The 15215-nt window shown below is 61.0% G+C and carries 17 protein-coding genes; 13 read left to right on the top strand and 4 right to left on the bottom strand.

The genetic code is table 11. The features are described from left to right. Window positions 1-83 precede the first annotated feature (83 nt). Entirely contained in the window at window positions 84-1304 is a 1221-nt protein-coding gene (locus BUE92_RS20430; protein WP_073525956.1) for a colicin-like pore-forming protein, read from the bottom strand. 371 nt (window positions 1305-1675) lie between these two features. Between BUE92_RS20430 and mdcA the strand changes: the two genes are divergently transcribed. The 9 genes from mdcA (at window position 1676) to madM (ending at window position 8797) form a co-directional block, all read left to right on the top strand. Continuing rightward, complete coding sequence (gene mdcA / locus BUE92_RS20425; protein ID WP_072435378.1) at window positions 1676-3346, top strand: malonate decarboxylase subunit alpha; 1671 nt, start codon at window positions 1676-1678, stop codon at window positions 3344-3346. Continuing rightward, on the top strand, window positions 3347-4180 hold the full coding sequence (locus tag BUE92_RS20420) for a triphosphoribosyl-dephospho-CoA synthase (protein ID WP_073525954.1): 834 nt from the start codon (window positions 3347-3349) through the stop codon (window positions 4178-4180). After that, window positions 4180-4479: a malonate decarboxylase subunit delta gene (locus BUE92_RS20415; RefSeq protein ID WP_003195035.1), complete on the top strand. Its 300-nt coding sequence runs from the start codon at window positions 4180-4182 to the stop codon at window positions 4477-4479. The genes BUE92_RS20420 and BUE92_RS20415 overlap by 1 nt, the downstream gene beginning before the upstream one ends. Beyond that, the gene (locus tag BUE92_RS20410) at window positions 4472-5314 is read left to right on the top strand and encodes a biotin-independent malonate decarboxylase subunit beta (RefSeq protein WP_073525953.1); all 843 of its coding nucleotides are present in this window, start codon (window positions 4472-4474) and stop codon (window positions 5312-5314) included. Before BUE92_RS20415 ends, BUE92_RS20410 begins: the two co-directional genes overlap by 8 nt. Continuing rightward, window positions 5311-6081, top strand: coding sequence for a biotin-independent malonate decarboxylase subunit gamma (mdcE, locus tag BUE92_RS20405; RefSeq protein WP_073525952.1), 771 nt, complete (start codon window positions 5311-5313; stop codon window positions 6079-6081). Before BUE92_RS20410 ends, mdcE begins: the two co-directional genes overlap by 4 nt. Further along, entirely contained in the window at window positions 6075-6671 is a 597-nt protein-coding gene (locus tag BUE92_RS20400) for a malonate decarboxylase holo-ACP synthase (RefSeq protein ID WP_073525950.1), read from the top strand. The genes mdcE and BUE92_RS20400 overlap by 7 nt, the downstream gene beginning before the upstream one ends. Beyond that, window positions 6668-7567 (top strand): malonate decarboxylase subunit epsilon, encoded by a 900-nt coding sequence (gene mdcH, locus BUE92_RS20395; protein WP_073525949.1) that lies wholly within the window; start codon window positions 6668-6670, stop codon window positions 7565-7567. The genes BUE92_RS20400 and mdcH overlap by 4 nt, the downstream gene beginning before the upstream one ends. A gap of 67 nt (window positions 7568-7634) precedes the next feature. Then, complete coding sequence (madL, locus tag BUE92_RS20390) at window positions 7635-8027, top strand: malonate transporter subunit MadL (protein WP_057702139.1); 393 nt, start codon at window positions 7635-7637, stop codon at window positions 8025-8027. A gap of 5 nt (window positions 8028-8032) precedes the next feature. Further along, complete coding sequence (gene madM, locus BUE92_RS20385; protein ID WP_003195023.1) at window positions 8033-8797, top strand: malonate transporter subunit MadM; 765 nt, start codon at window positions 8033-8035, stop codon at window positions 8795-8797. Between the two features lie 83 nt (window positions 8798-8880). On the opposite strand, the gene BUE92_RS20380 is transcribed toward madM, so the two are convergent. Beyond that, the gene (locus tag BUE92_RS20380) at window positions 8881-9795 is read right to left on the bottom strand and encodes a LysR family transcriptional regulator (protein WP_073525947.1); all 915 of its coding nucleotides are present in this window, start codon (window positions 9793-9795) and stop codon (window positions 8881-8883) included. A 145-nt stretch (window positions 9796-9940) separates the two neighbouring features. Between BUE92_RS20380 and trhA the strand changes: the two genes are divergently transcribed. Beyond that, window positions 9941-10558 carry a PAQR family membrane homeostasis protein TrhA gene (gene trhA, locus BUE92_RS20375; RefSeq protein ID WP_046069907.1) on the top strand — a complete coding sequence of 206 codons (618 nt, stop codon included), beginning with the start codon at window positions 9941-9943 and terminating at the stop codon, window positions 10556-10558. Window positions 10559-10756: 198 nt separating this feature from the next. Here the strand turns inward: trhA and BUE92_RS20370 are convergent, their stop codons facing one another. Beyond that, entirely contained in the window at window positions 10757-11659 is a 903-nt protein-coding gene (locus tag BUE92_RS20370) for a LysR family transcriptional regulator (RefSeq protein ID WP_073526462.1), read from the bottom strand. Window positions 11660-11766: 107 nt separating this feature from the next. Here BUE92_RS20370 and BUE92_RS20365 point away from each other — a divergent pair, with 107 nt between their 5' ends. The 3 genes from BUE92_RS20365 to BUE92_RS20355 are packed head-to-tail and all read left to right on the top strand — an operon-like array spanning window position 11767 to window position 14297. After that, complete coding sequence (locus tag BUE92_RS20365; protein ID WP_073525946.1) at window positions 11767-13008, top strand: D-amino acid dehydrogenase; 1242 nt, start codon at window positions 11767-11769, stop codon at window positions 13006-13008. Between the two features lie 10 nt (window positions 13009-13018). Continuing rightward, a complete protein-coding gene (locus tag BUE92_RS20360; RefSeq protein WP_073525944.1) occupies window positions 13019-13369 on the top strand; it encodes a RidA family protein in 351 nt (116 codons plus the stop codon). Window positions 13370-13394: 25 nt separating this feature from the next. Beyond that, entirely contained in the window at window positions 13395-14297 is a 903-nt protein-coding gene (locus tag BUE92_RS20355; protein ID WP_073525942.1) for a transporter substrate-binding domain-containing protein, read from the top strand. A gap of 135 nt (window positions 14298-14432) precedes the next feature. On the opposite strand, the gene BUE92_RS20350 is transcribed toward BUE92_RS20355, so the two are convergent. Next, the gene (locus BUE92_RS20350) at window positions 14433-15152 is read right to left on the bottom strand and encodes a 16S rRNA (uracil(1498)-N(3))-methyltransferase (RefSeq protein ID WP_073525940.1); all 720 of its coding nucleotides are present in this window, start codon (window positions 15150-15152) and stop codon (window positions 14433-14435) included. Window positions 15153-15215: the final 63 nt, after the last annotated feature.

Here is a 15215-nt window from a genome sequence, read left to right as displayed (position 1 = left end):
GTTGGCCTTGTAGCGACGATCTGTCGAGCGATGAACAATGTGTGGTGCTTAGTGAGAAATCACTAAGCACCATGACTATTTCGTTAACCGGTATAAACCAGGTGGTTGATTTTGTCTACGGTCTTTGGGTCGATATAAGCGGATATTGCAGCCATGATGACTGCAATGAATACAAAGCCTACACCCGTAGCTACAGCAGGAAGACTGATCGCTGCCAGCCCCGTTGCTGCCAACGCGCCGAACCCTGAAGACACCGCAGTGCCTACTGCAATACTTTCGACTTCGAGCATCAAGGGTTTCCAGTCACCGGTATTAAAACCGGTCGATGCGGCGGTGGAAATTTTAGAGGCTTGGAGAGTCAACCCAATCACCCCAAATCCTCGGCTAAGCCTTTTCAAATTGTCGGAAAAAGCTTGGTTGTCAAGTGCCTTCAGAGCGGTGTCGACTGCTGCCGCATCTTTTTGGTTGAGCTTGAAGTTCGGGTTGTTCTGAATTTTTTCAAAGGCGACTAGCGCTTGGGGATAGCTATTGATGTTTTTCCCGGAAACATTGTTCTTTAGATCTTGGGCAACCTCGCCCATGGCGGCACCGTAGCGGTTTGCGATTTCCTTGTTGGTATCGCTGATGAACCCCAGTGAATCTTTGAGTGCGGCAGGGTCAAGTTTGTTCATTTCGTTAGAGTAAGTGTCGAGCTGGTCCCTTAGATAATCAAAGATCTTGTTTTGAATATCGATTTCATAGCTTGACTTAATGCCTTCAAGTTCATGGCCCATGATGTTTTCTAAGGAGTCATTGCCCGTTCTTACTGAAGCATCGACTTCGCCCATAATAGTGTCAATGGTGCGCGAGAGGTAGTTTTTTGCCGGAAGATCGTCAAGCTTTTTCTCATAATATTTGCGTAGCTGTGAACGGCGGAAGGCGACATTCTCGATGGCATTTGCTTTCTGTTCGATCGATTCAGCCGGGGGAGAGTCGATAACGGGACCCGTTTCTCTGATCGTTTTATCGATCTCGGAATTCATATTATTTGGGATGTCGCGCGCGTCAGCTTCGTAGCTAAGTTGAAAGTCGAATTTCACTTCTTTGATTTGAAGTGGCAGCACGCGCTGATAGTCCACGCCGGCATCTTCGTAGCTGTCCATGCTGGGCCATGTACCGCTATCGGCTGCTTCAGTCATGAGACGATCGACTGTTTCATGGCCGATGGCTACGTTGCCCAAGCTAATACCGACCTGACTGGGTGGGGGTTCATTAGCGTAAATGTAAGCAGCGGGAAGATCGATGTGTCCAGGGAGATATGACATAAGTTTAATCCTTTAAACTTTTGGGTTTAGCGCATGTCCTTTCTAAGACAGTGAGGTACACGCGTTGTTATTCATCATGAATGCGCTTTGGTTCGAACGCGCCCCGTTATCCTAACGAAAGCGTGCACCGATAAAGCGAAATTAACTGTACATATATACAGTTATGTTGTCTAAGCAGATTTGAGAATTTTTCTCGTCTGGACTCATTTCATTTCAGCATTGCCGTTTGGAGTTGTGTCTGCTGGTCACCAAGTCCTGTTTTTGTACGTCTCCGTTACTCCAGCCGTAACGTTCTATCGTTGAGCTTGATTGATGGCCCCTGGTTTCACTCCTAAGGTAAGCCCCACGACAGCAAACCCCGTGGAGCGACCATGACAACAACCATCACCCCCGACTCGCGCTGGACGCGGCGGCGCGACGAGAAGCAGCGGCGGCTCGGGCTGGTCAAACAGTATGCAGACGGGGCGGTGTTGCCCAGTGACAAGATCGTCGAGGCCCTCGAAGCCTTGATCCTCCCCGGCGACCGCGTGGTGCTGGAGGGCAACAACCAGAAGCAGGCCGATTTCCTCTCGCGCTCCCTGGCCAAGGCCGACCCGGCCAAGCTCCACGATTTGCACATGATCATGCCCAGCGTCGGCCGTTCCGAGCACCTGGACCTGTTCGAGAAGGGTATCGCCCGCAAGCTCGATTTCTCTTTCGCCGGCACTCAATCCCTGCGCATCAGCCAGTTGCTGGAAGACGGCCTGCTGGAAATCGGTGCGATCCACACCTACATCGAACTCTATGCCCGGCTGGTGGTAGACCTGATTCCCAACGTGGTGCTCTCAGCCGGGTTCATGGCCGACCGCGCCGGCAATATCTACACCGGCGCCAGCACCGAAGACACCCCGGCGCTGATCGAACCCGCAGCCTTCAGCGATGGCATCGTCATCGTGCAGGTCAACCAGCTGGTGGATGACGTCACCGACTTGCCCCGCGTGGACATCCCCGCAAGCTGGGTGGATTTCGTGGTGGTGGCTGACAAACCGTTCTACATCGAGCCGCTGTTCACCCGCGACCCGCGCCATATCAAGCCGGTGCATGTGTTGATGGCGATGATGGCGATCCGTGGCATCTACGAAAAACACAATGTGCAGTCGCTCAACCATGGCATCGGCTTCAACACTGCTGCCATCGAATTGATCCTGCCCACCTACGGCGAATCCCTGGGCCTCAAAGGCAAGATCTGCCGCAACTGGACCCTCAACCCGCACCCCACATTGATCCCGGCGATTGAAAGCGGTTGGGTAGAAAGCGTGCATTGCTTCGGCACCGAACTGGGCATGGAAAACTATATTGCCGCGCGCCCGGATGTGTTCTTCACCGGCCGCGATGGCTCGATGCGCTCCAACCGCATGTTCTGCCAGCTCGCCGGCCAATACGCCGTGGACCTGTTTATCGGCGCCACCCTGCAAGTGGATGGCGACGGGCATTCCAGCACCGTGACCCGTGGCCGCCTCGCCGGTTTCGGTGGTGCGCCGAACATGGGCCACGACCCACGCGGCCGCCGTCATGGCACGCCGGCCTGGTTGGATATGCGCCACGACGATGCCCCCGAAGCCTTGCTTGAGCGCGGCAAAAAGCTGGTGGTACAGATGGTCGAGACCTTCCAGGAAGGCGGTAAACCGACCTTTGTCGACACCCTCGACGCGGTGGAAGTGGCCCGCAAAAGCGGCATGCCCCTGGCGCCGATCATGATCTACGGCGACGACGTCACCCACTTGCTTACCGAAGAAGGCATCGCCTACCTGTACAAGGCGCGCTCCCTGGAAGAACGTCAGGCAATGATCGCCGCCGTCGCCGGGGTAACCGCCATCGGCCTGCGCCACAACCCCAAGGACACTGCGCGCATGCGCCGCGAAGGCTTGATTGCCTTGCCCGAAGACTTGGGTATTCGCCGCACCGACGCCACCCGCGAGTTGTTGGCCGCCAAGAGCGTGGCCGACCTGGTGGACTGGTCTGGTGGCCTCTACAACCCGCCCGCCAAATTCAGGAGCTGGTAAATGCGCGCGCTCAAACAGCATGAACTGAGCCTGGCCGATCGCCTGGCGGATAGGGCCGTGGATGCGCTGATCGACGAAGCGGATTTGTCGCCTAAACCCGCCCTGGTAGACCGGCGCGGCAACGGCGCCCACAGCGATTTGCACCTGGGGCTGATGCACGCCTCGGCGCTGTCGCTGTGGCCGATGTTCAAGGAAATGGCCGAGGCCGCGCTCGACATCGGCGAAGTCGGCCTGCCCCTGCGCGAAGCGCTCGGTCGTATTGGCCGGGAAGGCGAGCAGGCCATGCTCGCCACCACCCAGGGCGTGAACACCCATCGCGGTGCGATCTGGGCGCTGGGGTTGCTCACCGCTGCGGCGGCCCTGGAGCCCCGCACCATAACCCTGGCCGCCGCCAAGCTGGCCCTGCTCAACGACCGCTTCGCCCCGCAGCCCATGAGCCATGGTGCCCAGGTTGCGCAGCGCTACGGCGCACGCGGTGCCCGCGAAGAAGCCCAGCTCGGCTTCCCTTCGGTGACTCAACGCGGCCTGCCGCAACTGCACAAGAGCCGCCGCGCAAACGCCGGTGAGCAGAACGCCCGGCTGGATGCGTTGCTGGCGATCATGACGGACCTGGCAGACACCTGCGTGCTCTACCGCGCCGGTACCGAAGGCCTGGCCACCATGCAACAGGGCGCCCAGGCCGTGCTCGACGCCGGTGGCAGCGCAACCCTGGCCGGACGCCGCCAACTGCATGAGCTGGACCTGCAACTGCTGGCCTTGAATGCCTCCCCCGGCGGCGCCGCCGACCTGTTGGCCGCCTGCCTGTTTATCGACCGCCTCGACGGAGCGTTGTGATGCAAACCCTATCCTTTGAATTCCCCGCCGGGCAGCCCCCCAAAGGCCGTGCGCTGGTGGGTTGCGTCGGCTCGGGCGACCTGGAAGTGCTGCTGGAGCCGGGTACGCCCGGCACCTTGACCATCCAGGTGCAAACCTCGGTCAATGGCGCGCAGCAACGCTGGCAGCACCTGTTCGAGCGCATCTTCCAGGAGCAGACGCCACCGGCCCTGAACATTGATATCCACGACTTCGGTGCCACGCCCGGCGTGGTGCGCTTGCGCCTGGAGCAAGGTTTCGAGGAGGTCGGCCATGACTGACTTACTCGCTAAACACAGCTTTGTGGAACTCGGTGCCCGGCAGCGCGCCAAGGCGCTGTTGGATGCGGGCACCTTGCGCGAGTTGATCGACCCATTCCAGCGGGTCATGTCGCCGTGGCTCAGCCGCCAAGGCGTGGTGCCCCAGGCCGATGATGGTGTGGTGATCGCCAAGGGCAGCATCGGCGCCAAGCCTGTGGTGATTGCCGCGATCGAAGGTAATTTCCAGGGCGGCAGCCTGGGTGAAGTTGGCGGCGCGAAAATCGCGGGCGCCTTGGAGCTGGCGGCCGAAGACAACCGCAACGGCATCCCCACCTGCGCGGTGCTACTGCTGGAAACAGGCGGCGTGCGCTTGCAGGAAGCCAACCTGGGCCTGGCTGCCATTGCCGACATTCACGCGGCGATTGTCGACCTGCGCCAGTACCAGCCGGTGATCGGCGTGGTGGCCGGCAGTGTCGGTTGCTTTGGGGGCATGTCCATCGCGGCTGGCTTGTGCAGCTACCTGGTGGTGACTCGCGAAGCACGTCTGGGCTTGAATGGCCCGCAAGTGATCGAGCAGGAGGCTGGCCTGGAGGAGTACGACTCCCGCGACCGCCCGTTTATCTGGAGCCTTACCGGTGGCGAGCAGCGTTTCAACAGTGGCTTGGCCGACCGTTATGTGACGGACGATGTGGCGCAGATCCAGCAGACCGTCAGCGCACTGTTGCAGCAGGGCGTGCCCACACAACCGCGCAGCCGGCGCGCTGATTTTTACCTGGCGCGCCTGGCCGAACTGGACGCGAGCGCGCAAATCGAGCCGGCGACTGTTCGCGCGCTGTATCAGGGAGAACGCCCATGAGAGGCTTGCAGTGGTTCAATGCGTTGAGCGCCAACGCAACGCCGGTCGAAGGTTTGCCGGGCTCATTGAAAGTGGCGGATGGTGTGTTGGGTGAGCAGGCGGTGCGCTATATCGCCGTGGTTCCCGATCCGCACAACCGCTTCCCCCGCGCCCGCAATGGCGAAGTCGGCCTACTGGAAGGCTGGGGCTTGGCCAAGGCGGTGGACGAAGCCATCGCCCGGGGTGACAAGCGCCCCATCATCGCTATCGTCGACGTACCCAGCCAAGCCTATGGTCGTCGCGAAGAAGCCCTTGGTATTCATCAGGCCTTGGCCGCCGCCGCTGACAGCTACGCTCGCGCTCGGCTCGCCGGCCACCCGGTGATCGCCCTGCTGGTGGGCAAGGCCATGTCGGGCGCGTTTCTCGCCCACGGCTACCAGGCCAATCGCCTGATTGCCCTGCGCGACCCTGGCGTGATGGTGCATGCCATGGGCAAGGCCTCGGCGGCACGGGTGACCTTGCGCAGCGTCGAAGAATTGGAAGCCCTGGCCGCCAGCGTGCCGCCGATGGCCTATGACATCAACAGCTATGCCAGCCTGGGTTTGCTCTGGGAGACGCTGTCCGTCACGCGTATCGAACAGCCTACGGCGGATGACGTGGCGCGGGTCAGCGATTGCCTGGTGCAGGCGATCAAGGACATCACCAGCACTGACTTGAACGGACGACTTGGCGCGCCCCATCGAGCTGCTTCCAGCCATGTACGCCAGCTGCTGCGGAAGCAATGGTGAACGCCCACGATTTGCTTTGGGGCATGACCCCGGCGCATCTGCCTGCGGATGCCCCGGCCTGGGTACGGGACGCAATCCGTGCCGGGCATCCGGTAGTGGTGCGGCGCGCCATCGCCGAGCCGGGCCATGTGGCGGTCGGGGTGCGTGGGCGTTTGCGTGAGCAGCGTTTTGCCGCCCAGATGCCCGTGGCGGCGGTGCAACGGCGGGTGGCGCCGCAAGCCTTGCGAGAGGTGCTCTCACCACGGGATTTACCGGCGCTGCGGGCCCTCGATCAACTGCGGCCGGTGCTGGCGCAGCAAGATTGGGGCGTCAGCGGCAGTGCCGGGTTTGAATTGGCCAGTGGCATTGAAGCGCTGCATGCCCAAAGTGACCTGGATTTGATTCTGTGCACGCCCAAGCCCCTGGATCGTAGCGAGGCGCGAGCGCTGTTGGCGATCCTGGACACCGCGCCCTGTGCCGTCGACCTGCAACTGCAAACCCCTTTCGGTGCCGTCGCCTTGCGCGAATGGGCCGGCCCCTCGCGCCGTGTCCTGCTCAAGACCGTCAGCGGTGCGCACCTTGTGCTCGACCCTTGGCAGGCCGTGGCATGAGCAGCCTTCTGGTGTTTCCGGGGCAGGGCGCCCAACGCCGCGGCATGCTCCAGGCGTTGCCGGCCGACATTCTGCAAGAGGCCAGTGATGCCCTGGGTGAAGACGTTCGTCGGCTCGACTCGGCGCAGGCGCTTGAATCGACGCGGGCTGTGCAACTGTGCCTGTTGATCGCCGGCGTGGCCCATGCCCGGCGATTAGAGTGCACGCCGGATTATGTGGCGGGCCTGTCCATCGGCGCCTACCCAGCCGCGGTGATGGCTGGGGCCCTGGACTTCGCTGATGCGATAAAACTGGTCAGCCTGCGTGGCGAACTGATGCAGCAGGCTTATCCACAGGGCTATGGCATGACGGCGCTGATCGGCCCTGATCTTTCCAGCGTCGAGGCCTTGCTGGCGGATATCCACAGCCCGCAAACGCCGGTGTACCTGGCCAATATCAATGCCGACAACCAGACCGTCATCGCCGGCAGCAACGAGGCGATGAAGCGGGTTGCCGAGCGCATCAAAGGCAACGGCGTCGCCAAGCGCCTGGCCGTCAGCGTGCCGTCTCACTGCCCGTTGCTGGAGCAACCCGCCCAGGCACTGTTCCAAGCTTTCGTTCCACTCAAGGCGCCGCGCATCACTTACCTGAGCAGCACCCGCGCGCGACCTATCCACAACCCCGAACAACTGCGTGACGACCTGGCCTTCAATATGTGCCGCGTCGTCGATTGGCGCGGCACTGTGCAAAGCGCCTACGAGCGCGGTGTGCGCCTGCAAATCGAACTGCCTCCGGGCGCGGTGCTCACCGGTCTGTCACGCCGTGTTTTCGAACAAGGCACGGTGATCGCCTGCGAAGGCGCTCGCCTGGACACCTTGCAGGCCCTGCTGCAAGAGGAGGAGCGCCGCCACCGATAACGCAGTACCCAAGGCTTTCGAAGCACAAAAACAACAATTTCGAACGAGCACTTTGAGGACAACAACCATGATTATTTACGGTGTGGCTTTTTTGGCGTTCTGCACGTTGGCAGGGCTGTTTGTGGGTGAGCTGCTGGGCAAGCTGTTGGGTATCCCGGCCAACGTCGGCGGGGTGGGTATTGCCATGCTGCTGTTGATCGGCCTGGGCAGCTACCTGAGCAAACGCGGCCTGTTTACCGGCAAGTCAGAGCAAGGCGTGAGCTTCTGGGCGGCGGTGTATATCCCGATTGTGGTGGCGATGGCGGCCCAGCAAAACGTATATGGCGCCATCAGCGGTGGGCCTATGGCGATTCTGGCCGGGACCCTCGCCGTAGTGCTCGGCTTTGCTTTGGTGCCCGTGCTGGTGCGTATCGGTAACCGCGAACCGGTTGCGGTTGCTCCCACTAAAGAAGCGGGGTGATCGCCATGTACGAATCGATGATGAAAGTGATCACCGGCTACGGCTTGATCAGTGGTTTCGCCGTGATCGGCCTGACCATGTGGGTGTCTTATTGGATCTCCGATACCTTCACCAAGGGCCGCCTGCATGGTTCGGCCATTGCCATTCTGCTGGGGTTGGCGCTGTCGTATGTGGGCGGTGCGTTTACCGGTGGTTCCAAGGGCGTGGTGGATATTCCACTGTTGTCGGGCATCGGCCTGCTCGGTGGTGCGATGTTGCGGGACTTTGCCATTGTCGCCACGGCGTTTGGCGTGAGTGTCGATGAGCTGAAACGCGCCGGCTACGTGGGTGTATTGGCGCTGTTTGTCGGCGTGGGCTCGTCGTTCGTTGCCGGGGTAGGGGTGGCGATGGCGTTCGGGTACACCGATGCGGTGAGCCTCACCACCATCGGCGCCGGAGCCGTGACCTATATCGTCGGCCCGGTGACCGGCGCGGCGATTGGAGCCAGCTCCGAGGTGATGGCGCTGTCCATTGCCGCGGGGTTGATCAAGGCCATTCTGGTGATGGTGATGACGCCGTTCGTGGCGCCGCTGATCGGGCTGAACAACCCACGCAGCGCGGTGATCTTCGGTGGCTTGATGGGCACCTCCAGCGGTGTGGCGGGCGGCCTGGCGGCGACTGATCCGAAGCTGGTGCCTTATGGGTGTTTGACGGCGGCGTTCTATACGGCGCTGGGGTGCTTGCTAGGGCCTTCGTTGTTGTTTTTGTTGATGCGTGGGTTGGTGGGCTGACGGGTCGGGCCTCATCGCAGGCAAACCAGCTCTACAGGCGATCTCGGTCCACTGTGGGAGCTGGCTTGCCTGCGATGGCGGCTTCAAGCCTGGCGATTGGCATACATCCGACACTCCGCCAACAACGCCAGCAGGTTTGGGTCACGCTCCTTGGCCTTCAGGAACACCACGCCGATCTGCTGTTGCAAGCGATACCTGGGCTGCAGCGGTATCAGCTTCACGCGGTTCTCATACACCGCTGCGATCCGCCCTGGCAGCAGCGCATAACCCACCCCTGAACTGACCATGCTCAGCAAGGTAAAGATATCGTTCACCTGCATCGCCACCTTCGGCTCGAACCCTGCCTGATGGAACACCCGGTTGCCGTCCTGATGCGTGGCGAAGCCCTGGGTGAGGGTGATGAAGGTGGCATCGCGCACGTCGGCCAGGTCGATTTCCTGATTGCGGTCCAGGGGCGAATCGGCCGGGGTGGCGAGGAAGATGTCATCGCTGAACAGCGCGATCTGCTCGCAGTCGGGGTCGTGGGCGTGCTCGTCGAGGGAGATGAGGATCGCGTCCACTTCCATGTTCTTGAGCTTGTAGAGCAGGTCGAAGTTGGAGCCCAGGATCAGGTCGATATTGAGTTCGCTGCGCCGGATTTTCAGGCCCATGATCAGTTGCGGCACGGTCTTGACCGTCAACGAATACAGCGAGCCGAGCTTGAAGCGTTCGGCCGAGAACCCGGCGGCTTCGCGGGTCAGGCGCACGCTGTCGACCACGTCGGCCACCAGTTTCTGCGCACGCTCTTCGAGCACGTAGGCGCTTTCCAGTGGAGTGAGGTTGCGCCCCTCGTGTTTGAACAGCGGGCAGCGCAGGGCACTTTCCAGGGAGTGAATGGCGCGGTGCACGCTGACATTGCTGGTTTGCAGCTCGGCGGCGGCGCGGGCCAGGTTGCCGGTGCGCATGAACGCCAGGAAGATCTCCAGCTTCTTGAGGGTGAATTCTTCGTCGATCAGCATGGCCTTGGGCTCTTGTTCGATTGCACTCGATTGTGCCCGTAAACGCGGCTGTCGTCGCCGGAACGTCACACGCTGCTTGCACTCTGATGCGCAAGGCCGGACGCTTGTCCGCCTGTTCTTGAGGGTTACGGGAGGTCAGTGATAGATGTACCACGGGGAACGATTCAACGCCTGGAGCCATTTGCTCGGTGCAGTTGCGGCCTGTATTGGTGCCGTGTGGATGTTGGTGGTGGCGAGCCTGGACGGCAGCCCCTGGAAGATCGTCAGCGTGGCGATTTATGGCTTTACCCTGATGGTGCTGTACAGCGCGTCAACGGTGTACCACAGCGTGCAGGGCCGGCGAAAAGCGATCATGCAGAAGGTCGATCACTTTTCCATTTACCTGTTGATAGCCGGCAGCTACACGCCATTCTGCCTGGTGACCCTGCGGGGGCCGTGGGGCTGGACGCTGTTCGGAATTGTGTGGGGGCTGGCGGTGATCGGCATCCTGCAGGAGATCAAGCCGCGCTCGGAGGCGCGGATTCTGTCCATCGTGATCTATGCCGTGATGGGCTGGATCGTACTGGTAGCGGTCAAGCCGCTGATGGCGGCGCTGGGCACGGCAGGGTTTATCTGGTTGGCATCAGGTGGAGTGCTGTACACCGTAGGCATTATCTTTTTTGCCCTGGAGGATCGCTTGCGCCATTCCCACGGCATCTGGCATTTGTTTGTGATTGGCGGCAGCCTGCTGCATTTCGTGGCGATCATGCATTACGTGCTCTGATTGTGGGAGCGGGCAAGCCCTAATGCCGTTCAGTTAAGCGTATATTCGCCCTCTGTAGGAGCGAGCTTGCTCGCGAAAAACGTCAACGATAACGCGTGTTTCCTGATTGAACGCGGCGCCTGTGAGTTTTTCGCGAGCAAGCTCGCTCCTACAAAAAGCCTTAACTGAACGGCATTAGGGCAAGCCCGGCTCCCACACTTAAAGGCGTTCCAGTAACGCCTGGGCGCGGCTGCCGAATATCTCTAGCAACTTGGCCAGCATATGCGGTGGAGGTTCGTTGGCACGGGTCAGCGCGTAGAGGGTGATCGGCAGCGGTGGGGTGAGCGTTCGGATATGGGTGGTGGCCGTTGAGGCACCCAACGCCGTGAACGGATCGATCACGGTCAGGCCCGCGCCGGATTCGACCATCGCGCGGGCCAGTGAGTAGGTCTGCACCGAGATCGTCACGCGTGGCGGCGGGTCGACGCTTTCCAGATAACTCTCCAGCTTGGCGGCCAGCGGGTCAGCGCTGGACAGGCCGATCAAGGGCGCACCGGCTAGTTCGGCCAACGGCAGGGGCTGATGCCGTTCGGCATCGGGCCAATAGCCTTTGGACGCCAATGCCACCAGCACGCCGTTGGCCAGCACCTGAGTGGTAAGCCCCGGATGCCCGGAAAAGTTGAGCGTCAGCGCCAGGTCGATCTCGCGCATCAACAGCTTTTGCACCAGCTCGTGGCTATGGTCACTGGACAGTTCACAGGCAATGTCCGGGTAATCGCGCTTCCATTCCAGGATCGCCGGCGGTAGCAGCGCCAGCGCCAGCGCCGGGATTGCGCCGATGCGAATGCTTTGCCCCGGTTCGCGGCGCAAACTTTTCGCCAGGCGCCGCACGCCTTGCAGGCTTGCGCTGACTTTCTCGACTTCGCGTTCCAGCGCCAGGGCTTCCGGCGTGGGTTGCAATTTGCCCCGTACCCGCAGGAATAACGCAAAGCCCAACTGCAGTTCGGCGTGCTGCAGCACTTTGGTCACCGCCGGTTGCGAGACGTGCAGCAGTTGCGCGGCGGCACTGATGGAGCCGGTCTGACGGATGGCCTGGAAGATTTCGATATGACGCAAGCGCATGGCGAGTCCCATAACCTTTGTTTATAGGTGAGCCATCTTTATTCATTGTCGGTGACCTGTCACCTGGCTCTACGCTGAGCGCTCTTAATCAACGGTTGGGGGCTGGGATGGCCAGGCAGGTTTGCATCATCGGCGGTGGGGTTATTGGCTTGGCCAGCGCTTATGCGTTGGTGCGGGCTGGCCATGAGGTCACGCTGATCGATGCCCGTGGCACCTTGGGCAGCGAAACCAGTTTTGCCAACGGTGGGCAACTGTCCTATCGCTATGTTGCGCCACTGGCCGACGCGGGCGTGCCCTTGCAGGCAATCGGGTGGTTGCTGCGTGGCGACTCGCCCTTGAAGTTGCGACCCCGCCTCGACCCACAGCAATGGCGTTGGATGGCGGCATTTATCGGCGCTTGCCGGGGGTCGGTCAACACGCGTAACGGCGCCCATCTTCTGCGCCTGGCTACCCTGAGCCAGAGCACGTTACAGCAGTGGCGCGAGGATGATCGCCTGGGCGGCTTCGACTGGCGGCGCAACGGCAAGCTAGTGATGTTTCGCAGCGCCAGCACCTTTGAACATGCACGCGCCAAGGTCACAAATTTCCTGCAGCAACAAGTGTTGTCGTCTGTTGAGTGCGCTCACCTGGAGCCCGCACTGGCGGCCGGTGGCTTTGTCGGCGGCATCTACACGCCGCACGAGGAAGTGGGGGATTGCCACGCTTTTTGCCGGCAATTGGCGGCCCGGCTTGAGGCGTCGGGGCGTTGCAGGTTCTTGCTCGGGCGTAAGGTCACCGGGCTACGCCATGCTGGCGGTGCGGTACAGGCCATCGAACTGGGTGACGAGGTGATGCCGGTCGAGCAGTTGGTCCTGGCGGCCGGTTATCGCAGCGCTGAGTTGGCACTGCCGGGGCTGTCACTGCCGTTATATCCGCTCAAGGGCTACAGCCTGAGCGTGCCGATTGGCACGCAACACCAGGCGCCGAATGTGAGCATCACCGACTACGACCGCAAGATCGTCTATGCGCGCCTCGGCGAGCAACTGCGGGTCGCGGCCATGGTGGATATTGTGGGATTCGATGCCGGCCTTGAGCCCTCGCGCCTGGCGTTGATGAAGCGCCAGGCAGTAGAGACATTTCCTCATGCAGCTGACTACGCGCACGCGCTCGAATGGGCTGGCATGCGCCCGGCCACGCCGACGGGCGTGCCGCTGATTGGCGCCAGTCGCTATCGCAACCTGTGGTTGAACCTGGGCCACGGCGCGCTTGGCTTTACCCTGGCCTGCGGCAGCGCCCAACTGCTGACCGAATTGATCGACCAGCGCCCCCCTTCCATTGATATGCAGGGCCTGACGCCCCGCGCCGCTTGAGGATGCAGCCATGACCATTACCCGAATCAATAGCAACGAACGACTCAGCGGTGCCGTGACGTTCAAGGACCTGGTATTTCTTTCGGGCCAGGTACCGGGCGACGGTCTGGATGTGGCTACCCAGACCCAGGAAGTGCTGGCCAGGATCGATACGCTGTTGGCCGAGGCGGGTAGCGATAAGCATCACTTACTCAATGCGACGATTTATCTGAAGGACATCGGTGCTGGTTTTGCAGCGATGAATGAAGTCTGGTCCGCATGGCTCTCGCCAGGCATGGCGCCCACGCGCACTACCTTGCAAGCAGCGCTGGCGCGGCCGAGTGTGCTGGTGGAAATCAGCGTGATTGCAGTACGTAAATAACCTCAAAGACCAACGGAGAATAACAATGAAAACAATCCTGTTGACCGGCTGCGCGCTGGGGCTTTTGTTGAGCGCACAGGCCCATGCAACCGAAACGCCGCTGGAGGGCACCTTGAGCAAGATCGCCAGCGCCAAGTCCATCACCCTGGGCTATCGCGATGCGTCGGTGCCGTTTTCCTACGTGGGGGATAGCAGTGGTAAACCGATGGGCTACTCGGTGGATTTGGCGAACAGGATCGTCGAGCGCATCCAGCAGAAAATCTCAGTGAACGACCTCAAGGTGAAGTACAACCTGGTGACGTCCCAAACCCGCATCCCGCTGGTGCAGAACGGCACTGTCGACCTGGAGTGCGGCTCCACCGGCGTGACGGCTGAGCGGCAAAAGCAGGTGGCGTTCTCCTACGGGTTTATCTACGTAAAGGGCCAGTTGCTCACGGCCAAGGATAGCGGGATCAAAGGCTTTGCCGACCTTGCGGGCAAGAATGTGGTGACCACTGCCGGCACCACCAATGAGCGCTTTCTCAAAAGTTATAACGCTGAACACAAAGCCAATATGTTCGTGATCAGCGCCAAGGACCATGGTGAAGCGTTCAAGATGCTCGAGACCGGCCGCGCGGTAGCGTTTTATATGGACGACGCGTTGCTCTACGGCGAGCGTGCCAAGGCCAAGGACCCGCATCACTGGGTGGTAGTCGGCGAGGAGCAGTCGCGGGAGATCTACAGCTGCATGGTGCGCAAGGACGACCCGCAGTTTCTCGCGGTGGTCAACGAAACCCTGGGCGAGCTGTACCGCTCGGGAGAGATCAACGGGATATACCAGCGCTGGTTCGAGCAGCCGATTCCGCCCAAGGGCTTGAACCTGGAGTTCCCGATGACCCGCGAGTTGAAAGCGATCATCGCCAAGCCGGTGAGTGACCCAGTGGAATAAGCCTGGGGTAACCCGATAAAACTGTAGGAGCTGGCTTGCCTGCGATAGCGGTCTGTCAGTTGTAAATTAACTGCCTGAACCACCGCTATCGCAGGCAAGCCAGCTCCCACAGTTGATTGGGTTTACAGGGTGAGGTCAGAAGTCGCCCCAGAGTTGTTGGGCGACGGATAGTGCGACGACGGGCGCGGTCTCGGTACGCAACACCCGTGGGCCGAGGCGAGCGGCGTGGTAGCCGGCGCCCTGGGCTGTCTCGACTTCATTATCGGTGAGCCCACCCTCGGGGCCGATCAAGAACGCCAGGCTCGATGGCTTGGCATGGCTGATCATCGGCTCTGCCACCGGGTGCAGCACCAGCTTCAAATCCGCCTCGGTTTGCTTGAGCCAGTCTGCCAGCAAGAGCGGTGGGTGAATCACCGGCACCGTCGAACGCCCACATTGCTCGCACGCGCTGATTGCCACCTGGCGCCAGTGCAGCAAGCGCTTGTCGGCGCGTTCATCCTTGAGGCGTACCTCGCAGCGGTCGCTGAAGATCGGTGTGATGGCGTTGACGCCCAGTTCAGTGGCCTTCTGGATCGCCCAATCCATGCGCTCGCCCCGGGACAGGCCCTGGCCGAGGTGAATATGCAGGGGCGATTCGGCCTGGCCGGCGAAGCGATCCGTGAGTTGCACGGTGACGCGTTTTTTACCGACTTCCAGCAAGGTGCCACGAAACTCCTGGCCAGAGCCGTCGAACAATTGCACGGCATTGCCTTCAGCCATGCGCAACACACGGCTGATGTAATGCGCCTGGGCTTCGGGCAGTTCGTGGTCACCGAGACTCAGCGGGGTGTCGGTGAAAAAGCGGGACAGTCTCATGTCTGTTCTCTGAAGAGGTTGTTTATGTAGGAGCGAGGGGGACGCCTAGTTCTTGCTCGCGAA

Origin of the sequence: Pseudomonas fluorescens (genome assembly GCF_001902145.1) — a bacterium.
In the GTDB taxonomy this organism is placed as follows: Bacteria; Pseudomonadota; Gammaproteobacteria; order Pseudomonadales; family Pseudomonadaceae; genus Aquipseudomonas; species Aquipseudomonas fluorescens_BV.
Note: the sequence above shows the minus strand (reverse complement) of the source record. Positions and strands in the feature narration are given on the sequence as shown.

Bases quoted from the DNA above. Each gene is read 5' to 3' on its own strand.
- BUE92_RS20430 (WP_073525956.1), bottom strand. From the start codon at position 1,304: ATGTCATATCTCCCTGGACACATCGATCTTCCCGCTGCTTACATTTAC.
- mdcA (WP_072435378.1), top strand. From the start codon at position 1,676: ATGACAACAACCATCACCCCCGACTCGCGCTGGACGCGGCGGCGCGAC.
- BUE92_RS20420 (WP_073525954.1), top strand. From the start codon at position 3,347: ATGCGCGCGCTCAAACAGCATGAACTGAGCCTGGCCGATCGCCTGGCG.
- BUE92_RS20415 (WP_003195035.1), top strand. From the start codon at position 4,180: ATGCAAACCCTATCCTTTGAATTCCCCGCCGGGCAGCCCCCCAAAGGC.
- BUE92_RS20410 (WP_073525953.1), top strand. From the start codon at position 4,472: ATGACTGACTTACTCGCTAAACACAGCTTTGTGGAACTCGGTGCCCGG.
- mdcE (WP_073525952.1), top strand. From the start codon at position 5,311: ATGAGAGGCTTGCAGTGGTTCAATGCGTTGAGCGCCAACGCAACGCCG.
- BUE92_RS20400 (WP_073525950.1), top strand. From the start codon at position 6,075: ATGGTGAACGCCCACGATTTGCTTTGGGGCATGACCCCGGCGCATCTG.
- mdcH (WP_073525949.1), top strand. From the start codon at position 6,668: ATGAGCAGCCTTCTGGTGTTTCCGGGGCAGGGCGCCCAACGCCGCGGC.
- madL (WP_057702139.1), top strand. From the start codon at position 7,635: ATGATTATTTACGGTGTGGCTTTTTTGGCGTTCTGCACGTTGGCAGGG.
- madM (WP_003195023.1), top strand. From the start codon at position 8,033: ATGTACGAATCGATGATGAAAGTGATCACCGGCTACGGCTTGATCAGT.
- BUE92_RS20380 (WP_073525947.1), bottom strand. From the start codon at position 9,795: ATGCTGATCGACGAAGAATTCACCCTCAAGAAGCTGGAGATCTTCCTG.
- trhA (WP_046069907.1), top strand. From the start codon at position 9,941: ATGTACCACGGGGAACGATTCAACGCCTGGAGCCATTTGCTCGGTGCA.
- BUE92_RS20370 (WP_073526462.1), bottom strand. From the start codon at position 11,659: ATGCGCTTGCGTCATATCGAAATCTTCCAGGCCATCCGTCAGACCGGC.
- BUE92_RS20365 (WP_073525946.1), top strand. From the start codon at position 11,767: ATGGCCAGGCAGGTTTGCATCATCGGCGGTGGGGTTATTGGCTTGGCC.
- BUE92_RS20360 (WP_073525944.1), top strand. From the start codon at position 13,019: ATGACCATTACCCGAATCAATAGCAACGAACGACTCAGCGGTGCCGTG.
- BUE92_RS20355 (WP_073525942.1), top strand. From the start codon at position 13,395: ATGAAAACAATCCTGTTGACCGGCTGCGCGCTGGGGCTTTTGTTGAGC.
- BUE92_RS20350 (WP_073525940.1), bottom strand. From the start codon at position 15,152: ATGAGACTGTCCCGCTTTTTCACCGACACCCCGCTGAGTCTCGGTGAC.